Here is a 17,750-nt window from a genome sequence, read left to right as displayed (position 1 = left end):
TTTAATCAGTAGGTTAATTTATCCCGGTTTTTCTCTATAAAAGCAGGACCAATGCCTTGTACTTCCTGTAATTGCTCAATTGCTGTGAATGGGCCATATTTTTCACGATATTCAATAATTGCCTGTGCTTTTTTGGCACCAACACCATTAAGTTCTTTTGCTAATTCTTCAGCATTCGCTGTATTGATATTAATGCTTCCTTTTCCTGAGAGCGCTTTTTCTTCCTTATCCCTTGATTCGCTTTTCTCAGTAATGGTCTTATGCAGATCAGATGATGGTGTCAGTACCACTTTATTAACAGACTCTCCTGCTGCAATAGCATGAGATAACGGCATGCTAATACCAAAAGTAAGAATAAATGAATTAAATAATATCCTTAAATACTTCATAAAAATGTCTCCATGTTTTGTTGATGGAGGAAAGAGTGCCATAACAAAAATTCAGAACAACAGGAAAGATTCAAATATGCGAAAGGCCACGAAAGTGGCCTTTTTCAATTACTGTTTTGCAAAATCAGTTGCGAGTAACTTCGCAATTTACTCAATTTGCCCTATTTTAATTTCAGCATTATCACGTAAGTTAGCGACTAAAGATTCCAGCATAGCATTACCCATCTGATACTGCTCAACCATCATATATTGTTTAATCTGTTCTTCTGAAACAGAACCAGATGCAACTTTATCCAATTGAACCAAAACAGCATTGCCAAGCTCATCATGAGCTAATCCATATACTGGCTTACCATCTTTGGGATGAGGCAAGGTAAATACCACATCAGTAATCGGGTTGGCTTGTGGCATACGTGTCATTAGTGTTGGTTCACCAAACTGGAGCCCTGCCACTTTTAGAGCTGGTTCTCCTTTATCTTCTTTTAATGCTGTAAGAAGATTTTCACCATCAGCCTGTAACTGTTTTTCAGCCTTTTGACGTTTTACCCATTCAGTAACCTGAGTTTTAGCCTCTTCAAATGGCAGAATGGATTCAGGTTTAACATCATCCACCCGAATAATAAAGGCCCTGTCACCATCAACAGAGATTACATCAGAGTTAGTTCCTGAAGCGCCTTTATCATCCATCAAATTACTAAAGAAAATAGCCTGAACGACCTGACTAAAATTAATATCAGCCGGGATATGATCTCGGTCAAACCAATCAGTAGTAACAGCTTTATAACCAACGGCCTGTTCTGCCGCAGCTAAGGATTCATTATCATTGGCAGCAGCTTCACTGACTTTTCTCTGCAATGCATAAAACGCATCAATTGCTTTTTCTTGTTTTACTGTTTTTTCTATTGTTGTGCGTTCATCCGCTAATGACTTAACTACCTGAGGTTTAATGTCGTCCAAACGGAAGATTGCATACCCATTAGATAATTTGATGGCATCAGAGAATTGCCCTTTTTCCGTTAAATGAGCGGATTTGATCTCATCAGGTGAAGAGCTGTCTTCCATCCAGCCAAGATCACCTCCTTGCTGAGCAGAATATTTATCTGTCGATTTTTCTGCTGCCAATTTGCTGAAATCGGCGCCTTTTTTCAATTCATCAAGAATCGATTTTGCATCGGCTTCAGACGCAAGTTGAATAAGACTATATTTCTTCCTTTCTGGTTGTGTATATTTTGACAGGTTATTTTTATAATACTTTTCAATATCAGCATCAGTTACGGTAACATTTTTCAGCTCATCCGCAGCATCCATCTTGATATAGCTGATTTTAACTTTCTCAGGCACTGTGAAGCGATTACCATTCATATCATAGTAATTTTTCAGCTCTTGCTCAGTTACTGTCTGTTTTGCTTCAACTGATTTCAGTTCAAGAGTTGCCAAACGAACCGTTCTTTCTTGCAAAGATAACGCTGCCATCTGTTTAATTTCTGTCGGCAAAGCAATTTCTGAACCCAGTAACGTTGCACGAAGTTGACGGGTAATCAATTCCTGCCGAACTTGTTCCGCATAAGCATCTGGATTCAGTCCAACTCTGGTCAACGTTTCCAGATATTTATTGTTATCAAATTTGCCATCCTCGGTCTGGAAATAAGGCTGTTTGCGGATCTCTGCTTTTACTTGCCCATCGCTTGCTGATAGACCTAGCTTACTTGCATATTGTTCAAGTAAAACCGCATTAATAATACTATCCAATGACTGGCGTTTCAGCACTCTCACTTGCTGTTCATTACTTAGCAGAGTTGAGAATTGATCTCCCAGTCTTTCCTGTAATGAAATTTTTTCTTGTTGAAATACCTGCTCTAATTGAGCACGACTAATGGTTTGACCATTCACTTTGGCAGCATAATTACCGCCTTCACTTGACAGGTAGCCTGTTACCCCTGTCACCAAAAAGGTCAGGATAATTAGAGCCAACACGATTTTAAGCACTGGGCCGTTTGCCGCCGTGCGTAGGTTGTCCATCATAAAGACGTAAAACTCCGCTTAGTGAAAAAGAAACTATCATCTTACGCTAATTCGAACGCTAAGAAAAAAAAAGCGCATCAATCAAGTGATACGCTTATATTCTAACCTATCAATTTAATCCAGTCAGTTTATAACTGTCACAGTAAATGTGACAGGTTATTTATGTTCATTACCCGTTGACAGCATCTTTCAGCCCTTTTCCTGCACGGAAAGCGGGTACTTTTGCTGCTGCTATTTTGATTTCCTTGCCGGTCTGAGGGTTGCGTCCTGTACGAGCAGCACGATCACGTACAGTAAATGTGCCAAACCCTACCAAAACGACATCATCACCGTCTTTCAATGCACCAGATACTGAAGAAATGAATGCATCTACTACACGCCCGGCAGCTGCCTTAGAAACATTTACATCAGCAGCAATTTTGTCGATCAGTTGTGACTTATTCACTCTTATCATCCCCATTTAGTTTTATACCTTGAATCTTTCAAGTTACCTCTTTCATTGGCCGCGTTACCCTTTACAACGACTCCCGGTCACATAGTTATCTATGCTACTGAGGATTCGTTCTTTTGCCACCACAATGCAACTTGAAATCTATTAGGTATACTATTGTAACAAACACCTATTTAGAACGGATAACACAACAGTCTTGCCGTCATATCAACCAATTCCAGTATTAGCAAGAAATTATAGAACAGCAAAATATTTAATCAGATCTTTAGATTAAACTAACTTAATGAGACAAAAAAAGGCTGGCAAGCCTGAATTAACTTACCAACCTAATTTTTATAAAGAGTCTTGAGTTAGCTCACTATTTTTGTACTACTTTAGTGAGACAACCTCAGCACCAAACGCAGGATCTTGTAAAGCAATAGTTAAAACGTCTTCTATACGCTTAACCGGATGAATTTCCAAATCCTGAATTATGTTTTGAGGGATCTCTTCCAGATCTCGTTTATTTTCGTAAGGAATAATGACCGTTTTAGTTCCTCCACGATGGGCTGCCAGCAGTTTTTCTTTCAAACCACCGATAGGCAAGAGAAGACCACGCAGAGTAATTTCACCTGTCATCGCTACAGCAGCACGAACCGGATTACCTGTCAAACAAGAAACCAGTGCTGTACACATTGCAATACCTGCACTTGGGCCATCTTTCGGTGTTGCACCCTCCGGGACATGAACGTGAATATCACGCTTTTCGTGGAAATCAGAACTGATACCCAACTTATCTGCACGAGCCCGAACGACAGTCAGTGCGGCCTGAATGGATTCTTGCATCACTTCACCCAACGAACCGGTATAAGTTAATTTCCCTTTACCCGGTACACTGGCTGTTTCAATTGTCAGCAAATCACCACCGACTTCTGTCCATGCAAGCCCTGTAACTTGACCAACACGGTTTTCAGTATCTGCACGACCATAATCCACTTTCTGAACGCCCAGATAATCTTTCAGATTATCTGCATTGATTTCGATATGCTTAAGCTGCTTATCCATCAACAGAGCCTTGACCGCCTTACGACACAGCTTGGAAATTTCACGTTCCAAACTACGCACGCCAGCTTCACGGGTGTAATAACGGATTATGCTAATAATCGCCCCATCATCAATGGTCAATTCACCTTTTTTCAAAGCATTGCGTTCGATCTGTTTCGGCAACAAGTGACGCTTGGCAATATTTAACTTCTCGTCTTCGGTATAACCAGATAAACGGATCACTTCCATACGATCTAACAAAGGTGCCGAAATGTTCATAGAGTTGGATGTCGCCACAAACATTACATCGGATAAATCATAGTCCACTTCAAGGTAGTGATCGTTAAATGTCACGTTTTGTTCAGGATCAAGTACCTCCAGCAAAGCAGCAGCAGGATCACCACGCATGTCAGATGACATTTTGTCAATTTCATCCAATAAGAACAGTGGGTTTTTAACGCCTACTTTGGACATTTTTTGAATTAATTTACCCGGCATTGAACCAATATAGGTACGACGATGCCCACGTATTTCAGCTTCATCACGTACACCGCCCAAAGCCATACGAATATACTTACGCCCTGTTGCTCGAGCAATGGAGCGGCCCAGTGAGGTTTTACCCACACCCGGCGGTCCAACCAGACAAAGAATTGGACCTTTGATTTTACTGACCCGGCTTTGCACTGCCAGATATTCAAGGATACGTTCTTTCACTCGCTCTAAACCATAATGGTCTATATCAAGGACTTCCTGCGCCTTTACCAAGTCTTTTTTCACTTTGCTGCGTGCGTTCCAGGGAACCTGCACTATCCAATCAATGTAGCTGCGAACAACTGTTGCTTCTGCTGACATTGGGGACATCATTTTTAATTTTTGCAGCTCAGCTTCCGCCTTTTCCCGCGCCTCTTTTGGCATTTTGGCGTCTTCGATCTTACGTTTCAGAGTTTCATATTCATCAGGTGCATCATCCATCTCACCCAATTCTTTCTGAATCGCTTTCATTTGCTCATTCAGGTAGTATTCGCGCTGACTTTTTTCCATCTGTTTTTTGACGCGATTACGAATACGCTTTTCTACCTGTAATAGATCGATTTCTGATTCCATCATTGCAATCAGATATTCAATGCGTTCAACAACATCAGACATCTCTAAAACAGTCTGCTTGTCATTGATTTTCAATGGCATATGGGCAGCAATGGTATCTGCCAATTTTGCTGCATCTTCAATGCTGTGCAATGATGTCAGTACTTCCGGCGGGATTTTTTTATTCAGTTTGATATAGCCTTCAAACTGATTAATGGCGGTTCTTACCAGAACTTCTTGCTCACGCTCATCAACAAGCGGGGAATCCAGATATTCAACCTGCGCATAAAAGTACTCTCCATTATCTGTTAATGTTGTAATACGAGCACGCTGCAAGCCTTCAACCAGAACTTTCACTGTACCGTCTGGTAATTTCAACATCTGTAAAACAGAAGCTACTGTACCTACGGAGAACAGATCATTGACTCCCGGTTCATCAGTGGATGCTTCTTTCTGCGCTACCAACATGACCTGTTTGTCATGATCCATTGCTGCTTCCAGACAATGAATCGACTTTTCTCGCCCAACAAACAGAGGGATCACCATATGTGGGTAAACCACTACATCGCGTAAAGGCAATACAGGGATTTCTATGCGTTCGGAACGCTCAGGGTTCATAGAGCTCTCTCTTCGTTTAGCTTTCGCCAGTTTTAGGAATCTCGTGAAACACGGTTTTCACGAGTTTCACTTCAAAGAATATAAAATATATGGGGACAGGAACCTGACATTCAATAGCCTATGTCTGCAAAAAGCAAAATGAGGGAGAATCCCTCATTTTATTTTTTCAATGCGTATTGATAGCCGGTACTTTCTACCCCATTTTCGTCACTCACCAGAAACTTGAGCATCCGGCTTGCTATATATCAATAATGGTGCAGATTTATCTTCAACAACTGTCTCATCAACGACAACTTTTTCTACATGTTCCATTGATGGCAGATCGTACATTGTATCCAACAAAACACCTTCCACAATTGAGCGAAGTCCACGTGCACCTGTTTTACGCGCCATTGCTTTTTTCGCAATCGCTGTCAGCGCTTCTTTTCTGAACTCCAGCTCAACACCTTCCAGATTGAACAAAGCCTGATACTGTTTTGTTAAAGCGTTTTTTGGCTCTTGCAAGATTTGGAGCAACGCTTCTTCATTGAGTTCACCCAACGTTGCCACAACAGGCAGACGGCCAATGAATTCAGGAATAAGTCCAAATTTGATCAAATCTTCCGGTTCAACCTGAGCAAGCAATTCACCTTCTGTCGCTTTCTCTGATTCGCCTTTAACTGTAGCACTAAAACCAATTCCAGAACTGACATTCAAACGCTGGCTGACAACGTTGCCTAAACCGGCAAACGCTCCACCACAGATAAACAGAATTTTAGAGGTATCAACCTGAAGGAACTCCTGCTGTGGATGTTTACGACCACCTTGAGGGGGAACCGCTGCCACTGTACCTTCGATCAGTTTCAAAAGTGCTTGTTGAACACCTTCACCCGATACGTCACGAGTTATTGAAGGGTTATCAGACTTACGAGAAATTTTATCTATTTCATCAATATAAACGATACCACGCTGTGCTTTCTGTACATCGTAGTCACATTTTTGTAAAAGTTTTTGGATAATATTTTCTACGTCTTCCCCAACATAGCCCGCTTCAGTCAAAGTCGTTGCATCGGCCATAGTAAAAGGGACATCTAAGTAACGAGCAAGAGTTTCTGCTAACAAAGTCTTACCACTGCCTGTTGGCCCAATTAGCAGAATATTACTTTTACCTAACTCCACACCACTATTAGTGTCTCCATTACGTAGTCGCTTGTAATGGTTATAAACAGCCACTGCCAGCACTTTTTTCGCCATTTCCTGACCGATGACATAATCATCCAAATGTTGACGAATTTCATGAGGAGTAGGTAATGTACTACGCTCACGATGTGGTACTAGCTCTTTAATTTCTTCGCGAATGATATCATTACATAAATCGACACATTCATCGCAGATATACACTGACGGGCCAGCTATTAATTTCCGAACTTCATGTTGGCTTTTCCCGCAGAAAGAGCAATACAGCAGCTTTCCTGAACCGTCTTTGCGCTTATCTGTCATCAGTCAACCTCACTTTATGAGCTGTTATCCCAGTCTCTCTGGCATAACAGAAAAAACGCTGTCATTACTCCGCCGAATTAGGTGTTAGCACAAAAAGTCACCTTAAAATTATAGTGTTGGAGTAATAAATTAATTATCAATAAATTAGTTTCGATGGGTAAATACACTATCAACCAACCCGTACTCTACGGCTTCCGCGGCTGACAAGAAACGGTCACGTTCTGTGTCTTCGACGATCTTCTCAAGTGGCTGTCCCGTATGTTTTGCCATCAATTCATTCATACGAGCTTTAACTTTGAGTATTTCCTGCGCATGGATTTCAATATCTGTCGCCTGTCCCTGGAATCCGCCTAATGGTTGGTGGATCATAACTCTGGAATTTGGCAAACAAAAACGCTTTCCTTCTGCGCCAGCCGTTAGCAAGAAGGCCCCCATTGAGCAGGCTTGCCCCATACAAATAGTACTCACATTTGGTTTAATAAATTGCATCGTGTCATAAATAGACATACCCGCTGTGATAACCCCACCCGGCGAGTTGATATATAAGTGAATATCTTTTTCTGGGTTTTCTGCTTCCAGGAATAGCATTTGAGCGACAATTAAATTCGCCATATGATCTTCAACTGGGCCAGTCAGAAAAATAATTCGATCCTTTAATAAGCGGGAATAAATATCGAACGCACGTTCTCCACGTGCTGTTTGTTCAACCACCATCGGCACCAAAGACATGTTAGGTGCATATTGATCTTGCTTGCCACTGTATGACATTTCCGTCTCCTAATAGAACTCACGCTGGTGCCATTCATAACTGATTCTACGTGAGATAAGCGATGATGACCATGATCCAAAGTTAACTAACAGAGGACTCTCCCTCTATAAAAAGTAGTAAGCCTCTACATAATAGTAAGAAAGGATATGAGGTTAAATCTGTTTTTTTCAAGAACAATAAAAAACCCGCAGGCCAGGCTTGCGGGTTTACATCACTGAGAGAAAAATTCACCATCTCAGGTAATCAATAAATGAAACTTATGCCAGTTGGTTCTGATTCATCAGATCGTTGAAGCCAGTTTCTTTTTCAGAAACTTTTGCTTTGCTCAGAACCAATTCAACAGCTTGCTCTTCCAGAGCAATGTTGCGGATATTGTTCATCATTTCTTGATTTTTGCTGTAGTATTCAACGACTTCTTTCGGATCTTCATAAGCAGAAGCCATTTCTTCGATCAGTGCATTAACACGCTCATCATCAACTTTCAGCTCATTGCTGCTGATAACTTCACCTAACAGTAAGCCAACAACAACACGGCGTTTTGCCTGCTCTTCAAACAACTCACGAGGCAATTCCAAAGCTTGTTTTTCAGAACCACCGAAACGCTGAGCCGCTTGACGACGCAGTACATCGATTTCACCGTCAACAACCGCTGCCGGAACTTCAATTTCGTTAGCCTTAACCAGACCATCCAAAACCTGAGTTTTAATGCGGTTACGCACTGCATTTTTCAGTTCGCGTTCCATATTTTTGCGAACTTCTGCACGCAGGCCATCAACAGTACCATCAGCAATACCAAAACGCTTGATAAATTCTTCAGTCAGTTCTGGCAGTTCACGCTGTTCAACTTTCTTCAGGTTAATAGCAAACTTCGCTGCTTTACCTTTCAGGTTTTCTGCATGGTAGTCTTCTGGGAAAGTGACATCGATTGTAAATTCTTCGCCCGCTTTGTGACCAACGATACCCTCTTCAAAACCAGGGATCATTCGACCCTGTCCCATTGCCAGAACGAAATCAGTTGCTTTACCGCCTTCGAACTCTTCGCCATCAACAGAGCCATTAAAATCAACAGTTACACGATCTTCTGCAACTGCTGCTGCTTCAGTTTCTTTCCAGTCAGCCTGCTGTTTGCGCAAAGTTTCCAGCATTGTGTCAACGTCTGCATCTTTTACTTCAACAACTGGTTTTTCAACTTCAATGTCTTCCAGACCTTTCAGTTCGATTTCTGGATAAACTTCGAATTCAACCGCATAAATGAAGTCTTCACCGTTTTTAAACTGTTCTGGTTTATAGCTTGGTGCGCCAGCTGGATTAATTTTATTCTCAATGATTGCATTGACGAAGTTGCGCTGCATCAGATCACCGAGAACATCCTGCAGAACGGAAGCGCCATAACGCTGTTTGACGATATTCATAGGCACTTTACCTTTACGGAAACCGTCAATACGAACTTTCTTCGCTACATTAACCAATTCACTGTTAACTGCTTTTTCAATGTCGGCAGCAGGAACGGTGATTGATACACGACGCCCAAGGCCTTGAGTTGTTTCAACAGAAACTTGCATCTTGTTACCTCAAAAAAATCATAGTGCTCGGTCAACTTCAGAATGGTGCAACGTCTAAAACAGGCAAATTACATCACTCTTCAAGAACCGGGGCGGTCGCATTTAAAAACCGAGAATCCCTGTGATCAGAAGCGCCCCGAACGAAACTATTGTAAAAATTTAGACGCAGCATTATAGCGATGCAGACAGTATGAGTCGAGAATTGCAGACAAAAGCATGCACTATTCGTTGACTTAATGTGATATGCATTGCCCAATGGCTACATCATGATATTGGCCATTCAGTATGAATATAAACAAAAATACAGCCCGAAGGCTGTAGTCTAACTTGAAAACCAGATTAATAAAAAATTAAGGATTATGAAGTTGTACTTCCTCCCCGACATGCAGGTGAGGCCAAAACGGTATCTTCTAATTCAGCCCACTCTTTTTCTGTATAAGTATGAAGCGCTAAAGCATGTACTCCTTCTTCCATCTCCTTAGCCAAGACACTATATACTGAGCGATGGCGATTGAGCATTCTCTGCTCAACAAACGCATTGCTGATCACGATGATTTTAAAATGGCTTTCAGAACCTGCTGGTACATTATGACGATAACTTTCATCGATCACTTCCAGATGAGAAGGCTTAAATGCCGCCTGTAACTTTGTTTCTATTTCCTGACGAACCATCTCATTCTCCTTAGTCACCAAAGGTTATTAATCAACCATATATTGATTCTAGTTTATTTCCCGTGATTTATAACATCAGGGTATCCAAATATCTTTTATAGAGCTTAATTTAAGCATTTTTTCATATCTTTCAATTAGTAAGCATTAGTAATATGCCGTTACCTACGGCAATGCTATGATTGCAACGGTCCATACTATCTGTATTACTATACTGGGTATCCGTATTCTGAATGAGAACACTTACATGCTAAAGAAAATATTGACTCCATTTATCGCACTTCTCTTTCTAGCCAACTTATCTGGCTGTGCAGACACCAGCAATACATTGGCTATTCAACCTAAAATTACCTTGCCATCGGCAGATCCTACAATGAAAGCGATCACAATCAGTATTAGTGGGGTCGACCATCGGCAATCTCAAGCCCTGGCCCAAATTAACCGTGATGCAAAATTAGTTACGCTGCTGCCTTCACGTGATTTACGCTTTTTACTACAAGAAGCGCTGGAAAAACAAATGGTTGCTCGTGGTTATATGATTGGTTCTCCGGCGAATGCCAATTTACAAGTCATAGTGAATCAACTTTATGCGACAGTAAAGGAAGGAAGCCTTCGCCACGATATTTCAGCGAAAGCGGAAATCTCAATTATTGTTTATGCTCAAGATGGTAGTAAGCAAATCAAAAACTACCGCACCAGCTATAATGCTCAGGGTCCATTAAACGCAACTAACGCCAAAATTGCTGATGCCGTTAATACTGTATTATCTGATGTGATTACAGACATGGCTCAAGATTCGTCAATCAGCACCTTCATTAAACAGAATGTTCGATAACAGGTAACAAGATATAGACTTTCTGCCTGATTCTATTGAACTTTCCTCTGATAGGTTATGGGCAGAAAGTATTGGAAGGGCTTATGATGAATCACACACTGAGTTTATCTACAATACGCAATTACCGTATTCTTCTTTTATTGGGTTTTGCCTCTGGTCTCCCCCTTGCCCTCACCGCAGGAACGTTACAGGCATGGATGACTGTCGAAGACATTGATATCAAAACTATCGGCTTTTTTACTTTAGTCGGTCAGGCCTATGTTTTTAAATTTCTCTGGGCACCTACTATGGATCGCTATTCCCCCTCGTTCTTAGGACGTCGGCGCGGATGGATGCTCATTACACAGCTTTTACTCATTGTCAGTATCGGAGCAATGGGATTTCTCGACCCATCGCAACATTTATGGTGGTTAGCTGCATTAGCTGTTGCTGTCGCCTTTTTCTCGGCTTCTCAAGATATTATTTTTGACGCCTATAAAACCGATTTACTTCAACAGGAAGAACGGGGAACCGGAGCGGCAATTTCTGTACTGGGATATCGGTTAGCAATGCTGGTCTCCGGCGGTCTGGCTCTATGGACGGCAACTTACATTGGCTGGAATAGCATGTACTGGCTCATGGCAGGTCTAATGCTGATTGGCGTTTATGCCACTCTTACTGCTAAAGAACCTCAAATTGACGTAGCGCCGCCAAAAACATTACATCAGGCTGTATTTGAGCCTTTATTTGACTTTTTTAGTCGAAACAATGCCTGGCTTATTCTGCTCTTAATTGTGCTGTATAAGCTGGCTGATGCTTTTGCCCTTTCACTCAGCACCCCTTTTCTTATTCGCGGAGTAGGGTTTAATCCGGCTGAAGTCGGTATGATTAATAAAACCCTTGGCCTGGCTGCCACCATTATAGGGGCCCTGTATGGTGGTTATCTGATGCAGAAGTGGAGCCTGTTCCGTGCATTGATGATCTTCGGGCTCCTTCAAACCGTTTCAAATTTCGGTTACTGGATACTTGCCGTCACTCCCAAGGATATTTATGTCATGGGTGGCGCTATTTTTCTGGAGAATATCTGCGGCGGTATGGGCACAGCAGCATTTGTTGCCTTACTCATGACACTTTGTAATAAATCATTTTCAGCAACCCAATTTGCTCTTCTTTCTGCATTATCCGCTGTGGGGCGAGTTTACGTCGGTCCAGTTGCAGGCTGGTTTGCCGAGGCTCATGGTTGGTCAATATTTTATCTGTTCTCCGTTGTGATTGGATTACCGGGTCTTGCTCTCTTGTTGATTTGTCGTAATACACTGACCTATACTCAAAAAACTGATAGTTTCATTCCGCGGACGCTATTTAGTCGCTATTATCGTCTGGCCTTTATGACCATGACATTAGCCGCGCTGATTTTTATTACCTGGTTAATTATAAGCAGCCTATTGTTTATAATCACTCATTTCGTCACTTTGATACTTTTTATTTCCCCAGAATATATCCAACTTTCTAATGAAATAAGTGACTTTATATACCCCATGCTGTCATGGAGTGTTGTCATTGGCGTCATAGGATTGCTACTGGGAGGTATATTGGATTATGTCGCATTGAAGAAAAGTCAACTTGTTTAAAATCTTACCTGTTACAACACAAAGCTGATAAAGTTCAGTTTTGTGTTGTTCCCATTTAGTGATAATTATCACAATAAAAATAAAAACTGAAATTATGTGACCCAAGAGACATCTTTTCTTACGGGAAAATATTTATACTAATAAATATTATGTTCGCATTCATTTTGTTTCGAACTATCCAAAATATTTTTTGTATATCTAAAAAACCACATAAAGGGAATTTATGAAAAGACATATTTTGACACTCACCGCAGTTGCTACCGCCTTGGTTTCTGCTTCAGCCTGTGCGGAATATCAGTGGGGGTTTGCCAATGTCAGCATGAACTACCTTGACTGGAGCAAACATACTACGCACAAAACAGGGAAGACTTCTCACAAAGATGACTTTGCTTATCTGGAACTGGAAGGCGGAGCGGGTTTCAGTTGGGGAGAGCTATATGGCTTCTTTGATTTAGAAAACCCATTTAACAGCAAAACTGCACAACCTGGTGATAACCGACGTTACGCTTTCAAAACAACAGGACGTTTTTATCTGGGAGAAACAGGTTTCAACCTTTATGGACATGTTTATGGAACCTACTCACAACCAGGAAAAGCTAACGGTGGCAACTTCCATGAAGTAAATACACTCTATGGATTGGGCTATAACACGACCTTTGCAGGTCTGTGGTTCAAACCTTTTGTTGCCCTGCACTATGTTGACCAAACTTTCTACTCAGGAAATAACGGTTATGTCGTAGGCTGGGTTGCAGGGTACGATTTCAACCTTTGGGAGCAAAAATTCAGTGTCACAAACTGGAATGAAATCGAACTGAATCGTAATAAACGTTACGGCAATGGTGGCCGTGATGGCGTTAACGGGGCTCTGGGATTATGGTGGACTCCACACTCTTCTTTTACTACCGGTATCCAATATCGCTATGCCAATAATAAATTAGGCGAAGATTTCCTTCAGGATGGTATTGTTTACAGTGTAAAATATAACTTCTAATAATTAGTTTAACTGATGAGCAGTCTCGAACTGCTCATCAATATCAAAAACGATCATTTCATTACAACAAGAAGTCAATTCAAAAACACTAACATGTGATTTTTATCAAAAAAATAGTTTTGAAAAATAGAGAGTTACTTTAAAAATATTGCCTATTTTGATTTCTTAGATACAATAACGATTCGAAGTTAACTTTTTGTTAAATCTCATATTACATGTGATCCCTCTAGCATAAAAAGCCTGCAAGCCATCCTGCTTCTATTACAATTGTTTACACTCCGGTAACCTTACCGTAGAATGCCCGCACTGATGAAACGACAATAAAGCTTTTGTTATCTGGGGTCGCTCAATGAGACTTATGAAATACAAAAAAACTATTGGGTTATCGTCATTACTCGCAGCCACTTTAATGCTAAGTGGTTGTGATATGGTATTGATGAATCCCAAAGGGGCGATCGGCGTTGAACAAAAAACGCTGATACTGACAGCGTTTGGCCTGATGCTGATCGTTGTTATCCCGGCTATCGTAATGGCAATCGTTTTTGCTTTACGTTACCGGGAAGCCAATAAATCTGCTACCTATCGTCCAAACTGGGCACACTCAAATAAAATTGAGCTTGTCGTCTGGACTGTGCCTATCTTGATTATCATCACGTTGGCAACGATTACATGGAAAACGACTCATCAACTCGATCCATATAAGCCACTAGACAGTGATGTGAAACCGGTAACGATTGAAGTTATTTCCCTCGACTGGAAATGGCTATTCATCTACCCAGAACAGGGTATTGCAACTGTAAATGAAATTGTATTCCCTAAAGATGTGCCAATTAACTTCAAAATCACCTCAGACTCTGTGATGAACTCTTTCTTCATCCCTCAGTTAGGTGGTCAGATTTATGCAATGGCAGGTATGCAGACAAAACTGCATTTAATTGCTAACTCAGCAGGTAAATACGACGGATTCTCAGCCAGTTATAGTGGACATGGCTTCTCCGGCATGAAATTCACTGCAACAGCAACTGAAGATCGTGCAGGTTTTGAAGAGTGGGTGCAGAAAGTTAAAGCATCATCTAAAACCCTAGATACCGTGCAAGCATTCAATGCGTTAGCTAAACCTAGCCAAAACAACCCAGTTGAATACTTCTCAAGCGTGAAACCAAATCTGTTCCAGGAAACGATCGCCAAATTTATGGGTGATATGGGCCATAGTGGTATGTTTGGTGTATCCAGTCACGAAAAAACAGAACATGGTAAAGCTGCAGGTCATAATATGAATATGAGTCAGCCGGCTCATGCAGGTGTTGAGGAATAAAGACATGTGGGGAAAATTAACACTTGATGCGATCCCATTACATGAACCCATTATTGTGGTGACATTGATTGGGATACTTCTTGGGGGACTAGCAGTTGTTGGTGCCCTAACCTATTTCCGTAAATGGAAATGGCTCTGGACTGAATGGCTGACAAGCGTCGACCACAAAAAAATCGGGGTCATGTACATTGTTGTTGCTATGGTAATGATGTTGCGCGGTTTCGCTGATGCCATCATGATGCGTGGACAGCAAGCCCTGGCTTCCGCTGGTGAAGCAGGTTTCCTGCCCCCGCACCATTATGATCAGATCTTTACCGCTCACGGCGTTATCATGATCTTCTTCATGGCAATGCCTTTCGTTGTTGGTCTGATGAACATTGTGGTTCCTCTGCAAATCGGGGCACGTGACGTTGCATTCCCATTCCTGAACTCTCTGAGTTTCTGGTTATTTGTTGTAGGTGTCGCTCTGATCAACCTCTCTCTGGGTGTAGGTGAATTCGCTCAAACTGGTTGGCTGGCTTACCCGCCTCTGTCCGGCCTGGAATATAACCCTGGAGTTGGCGTTGATTACTGGATATGGAGCCTTCAGCTCTCCGGTGTAGGTACATTGCTGACTGGTGTTAACTTCTTCGTGACCATCCTGCGCATGCGTGCACCTGGCATGTCCATGATGAAATTGCCGGTTTTCACCTGGGCTTCACTGTGCACCAACGTACTTATCATTGCTGCGTTCCCTATTCTGACAGTCACTATTGCACTGTTAACCCTAGATCGTTATCTGGGCACCCATTTCTTCACCAATGATATGGGTGGCAACATGATGATGTACATCAACCTGATTTGGGCTTGGGGTCATCCTGAAGTTTACATTCTGGTTCTGCCTGTCTTTGGTATCTTCTCTGAAGTCACTGCAACCTTCTCGAAAAAACGCCTGTTTGGTTATACCTCACTGGTGTGGGCGACAATCGTTATTACCATTCTGTCGTTCATTGTATGGCTGCACCATTTCTTTACCATGGGCTCCGGCGCGAACGTTAACGCCTTCTTTGGTATCGCCACAATGATTATCTCTATCCCAACCGGGGTTAAGATCTTCAACTGGCTGTTCACCATGTACCGTGGCCGTATCGAGTTCAAAACACCAATGCTGTGGACTGTCGGCTTTCTGGTCACGTTCTCCATTGGTGGTATGACAGGCGTTCTGCTGGCTGTACCTGGTGCGAACTTCGTACTGCACAATAGTTTGTTCCTGATTGCTCACTTCCATAACGTTATCATTGGTGGCGTTGTATTCGGCTGCTTCGCTGGTACAACTTACTGGTTCCCGAAAGCATTTGGTTTCACACTGAATGAAAAATGGGGTGTCCGCGCCTTCTGGTTCTGGATCACTGGTTTCTTCGTTGCCTTTATGCCTCTGTATGCTCTGGGCTTTATGGGAATGACTCGTCGTCTGAGCCAGGATATCAACCCAGAATTCCATTCTCTGCTGGTTGTTGCAGCAGGCGGTGTTGTCCTGATCGCAATTGGTATTCTGTGCCAAGTTATCCAGTTCTACGTGAGTATCCGTGACCGTGAACAAAACCGCGATCTGACTGGTGACCCATGGGGCGCTCGTACTCTGGAATGGTCAACTTCATCTCCACCTCCGTTCTATAACTTCGCAGAAGTTCCACACATCCAGACTCGTGATGCATGGTGGGACATGAAAGAAAAAGGCACTGGATATAAGCGCGCTGCTAAATATGAAGAAATTCATATGCCTAAAAACACAGGTGCTGGCGTGATCATTAGTGCATTCTGTCTGGTCTTAGGCTTTGCATTGATATGGCATATCTGGTGGATGGCTATTGCAAGTTTCGCAGGCATTATCATCAGTTGCATCGTGAAAAGCTTTGACGAGGACGTTGATTACTACGTTCCAGTGGCTGAAGTCGAGAAAATTGAAAATCAGCGTTACGAAGAACTGAGAAAGGCAGGTGTAAAATAATGTCGACTCAAACCCTTAACAATACAGCCGCCCATGACGCTCATGGGCACCACGACACAGGAGCCAACAAAATCTTTGGTTTCTGGATCTACCTGATGAGCGACTTGATTCTGTTTGCAAGTCTGTTTGCTACCTATGCAGTCTTAGTTAATGGCACTGCGGGTGGCCCAACAGGTAAACAGATTTTTGAACTGCCATTTGTCTTGGTAGAAACCTTCCTGCTGTTGTTCAGTAGTATCACCTATGGTTTCGCCATGCTGAGCATGAACAAAGGCAAAGTCGGTCAAGTTAACCTATGGTTATTTGTTACTTTCCTGTTCGGCCTGGGCTTCGTCTCAATGGAAGTTTATGAATTTCATAAATTGATCATGGAAGGTTATGGCCCTGACCGCAGTGCATTCCTGTCGGCTTTCTTCGCACTGGTTGCGACTCACGGTCTGCACGTAACCTTTGGTTTGATTTGGATCGTCATTCTGATGATTCAGGTTTCACGCCGCGGTCTGACTGACGTGAACCGTATGCGTCTGAACTGCCTGAGCCTGTTCTGGCACTTCCTTGACGTTGTATGGATCTGTGTATTTACTGTCGTTTATCTGATGGGAGCGATGTAATGAGTCATCCAAATACTTCTCATTCCGGCGCCAGCCACGGTAGTTTCAAAACCTATATGATTGGTTTTGTTCTGTCAGTTATCTTGACCGTGATCCCATTCTGGATGGTGATGGATGGCACTGCCTCACACAGCACAATCCTGACAACAGTAGTTGTTATGGCTGTTATTCAGATCTTTGTTCATTTCATCTGCTTCCTGCACATGAATACATCGTCTGAAGAGCGTTGGAATCTCGTTGCCTTAATATTCACAATACTGGTCATCGCTATTGTTGTCGTTGGCTCTCTGTGGATTATGTACAACCTGAATATCAATATGATGGTTGATTAAGGGT

At 42.2% G+C, this 17,750-nt stretch carries 15 protein-coding genes; 7 read left to right on the top strand and 8 right to left on the bottom strand.

The window, feature by feature from the left end; translation table 11 throughout:
- Positions 1 to 5: 5 nt before the first annotated feature.
- From Xind_RS09775 to bolA, 8 genes are all read right to left on the bottom strand, one after another.
- Complete coding sequence (locus tag Xind_RS09775) at positions 6 to 389, bottom strand: ComEA family DNA-binding protein (protein ID WP_187649954.1); 384 nt, start codon at positions 387 to 389, stop codon at positions 6 to 8.
- Positions 390 to 536: 147 nt separating this feature from the next.
- The gene (gene ppiD / locus Xind_RS09770) at positions 537 to 2,411 is read right to left on the bottom strand and encodes a peptidylprolyl isomerase (protein WP_187649953.1); all 1,875 of its coding nucleotides are present in this window, start codon (positions 2,409 to 2,411) and stop codon (positions 537 to 539) included.
- A gap of 169 nt (positions 2,412 to 2,580) precedes the next feature.
- Positions 2,581 to 2,856 (bottom strand): nucleoid-associated protein HU-beta, encoded by a 276-nt coding sequence (hupB, locus tag Xind_RS09765; protein ID WP_156115343.1) that lies wholly within the window; start codon positions 2,854 to 2,856, stop codon positions 2,581 to 2,583.
- Positions 2,857 to 3,231: 375 nt separating this feature from the next.
- A complete protein-coding gene (gene lon / locus Xind_RS09760) occupies positions 3,232 to 5,586 on the bottom strand; it encodes an endopeptidase La (protein WP_187649952.1) in 2,355 nt (784 codons plus the stop codon).
- Between the two features lie 207 nt (positions 5,587 to 5,793).
- Positions 5,794 to 7,065, bottom strand: coding sequence for an ATP-dependent protease ATP-binding subunit ClpX (gene clpX, locus Xind_RS09755; RefSeq protein WP_047680520.1), 1,272 nt, complete (start codon positions 7,063 to 7,065; stop codon positions 5,794 to 5,796).
- A gap of 144 nt (positions 7,066 to 7,209) precedes the next feature.
- Positions 7,210 to 7,833: an ATP-dependent Clp endopeptidase proteolytic subunit ClpP gene (gene clpP, locus Xind_RS09750; protein ID WP_047680523.1), complete on the bottom strand. Its 624-nt coding sequence runs from the start codon at positions 7,831 to 7,833 to the stop codon at positions 7,210 to 7,212.
- A 258-nt stretch (positions 7,834 to 8,091) separates the two neighbouring features.
- Positions 8,092 to 9,396 carry a trigger factor gene (tig, locus tag Xind_RS09745; protein ID WP_047680526.1) on the bottom strand — a complete coding sequence of 435 codons (1,305 nt, stop codon included), beginning with the start codon at positions 9,394 to 9,396 and terminating at the stop codon, positions 8,092 to 8,094.
- Between the two features lie 357 nt (positions 9,397 to 9,753).
- The gene (gene bolA / locus Xind_RS09740) at positions 9,754 to 10,068 is read right to left on the bottom strand and encodes a transcriptional regulator BolA (protein ID WP_187649951.1); all 315 of its coding nucleotides are present in this window, start codon (positions 10,066 to 10,068) and stop codon (positions 9,754 to 9,756) included.
- 244 nt (positions 10,069 to 10,312) lie between these two features.
- On the opposite strand from bolA, the gene Xind_RS09735 reads away from it, so the two are divergent.
- From Xind_RS09735 to Xind_RS09705, 7 genes are all read left to right on the top strand, one after another.
- The gene (locus Xind_RS09735) at positions 10,313 to 10,900 is read left to right on the top strand and encodes a lipoprotein (protein WP_047680616.1); all 588 of its coding nucleotides are present in this window, start codon (positions 10,313 to 10,315) and stop codon (positions 10,898 to 10,900) included.
- Positions 10,901 to 10,983: 83 nt separating this feature from the next.
- Entirely contained in the window at positions 10,984 to 12,510 is a 1,527-nt protein-coding gene (gene ampG / locus Xind_RS09730; RefSeq protein WP_187649950.1) for a muropeptide MFS transporter AmpG, read from the top strand.
- 223 nt (positions 12,511 to 12,733) lie between these two features.
- Positions 12,734 to 13,501 (top strand): nucleoside-specific channel-forming Tsx family protein, encoded by a 768-nt coding sequence (locus tag Xind_RS09725; RefSeq protein WP_187649949.1) that lies wholly within the window; start codon positions 12,734 to 12,736, stop codon positions 13,499 to 13,501.
- Positions 13,502 to 13,850: 349 nt separating this feature from the next.
- Positions 13,851 to 14,816, top strand: coding sequence for a cytochrome o ubiquinol oxidase subunit II (gene cyoA / locus Xind_RS09720; protein WP_047680533.1), 966 nt, complete (start codon positions 13,851 to 13,853; stop codon positions 14,814 to 14,816).
- Positions 14,817 to 14,820: 4 nt separating this feature from the next.
- Positions 14,821 to 16,803, top strand: a complete 1,983-nt coding sequence (cyoB, locus tag Xind_RS09715) for a cytochrome o ubiquinol oxidase subunit I (RefSeq protein WP_047680535.1) — start codon at positions 14,821 to 14,823, stop codon at positions 16,801 to 16,803.
- Positions 16,803 to 17,414, top strand: coding sequence for a cytochrome o ubiquinol oxidase subunit III (locus tag Xind_RS09710; RefSeq protein ID WP_047680537.1), 612 nt, complete (start codon positions 16,803 to 16,805; stop codon positions 17,412 to 17,414). The genes cyoB and Xind_RS09710 overlap by 1 nt, the downstream gene beginning before the upstream one ends.
- A complete protein-coding gene (locus tag Xind_RS09705; protein WP_038262173.1) occupies positions 17,414 to 17,746 on the top strand; it encodes a cytochrome o ubiquinol oxidase subunit IV in 333 nt (110 codons plus the stop codon). The genes Xind_RS09710 and Xind_RS09705 overlap by 1 nt, the downstream gene beginning before the upstream one ends.
- Positions 17,747 to 17,750: the final 4 nt, after the last annotated feature.

The sequence above is a fragment of the Xenorhabdus indica genome (assembly GCF_014467235.1).
In the GTDB taxonomy this organism is placed as follows: domain Bacteria; phylum Pseudomonadota; class Gammaproteobacteria; order Enterobacterales; family Enterobacteriaceae; genus Xenorhabdus; species Xenorhabdus indica.
The sequence above is the reverse complement of the archived record's forward strand: the minus strand, read 5'-3'. Positions and strand labels throughout refer to the sequence as shown.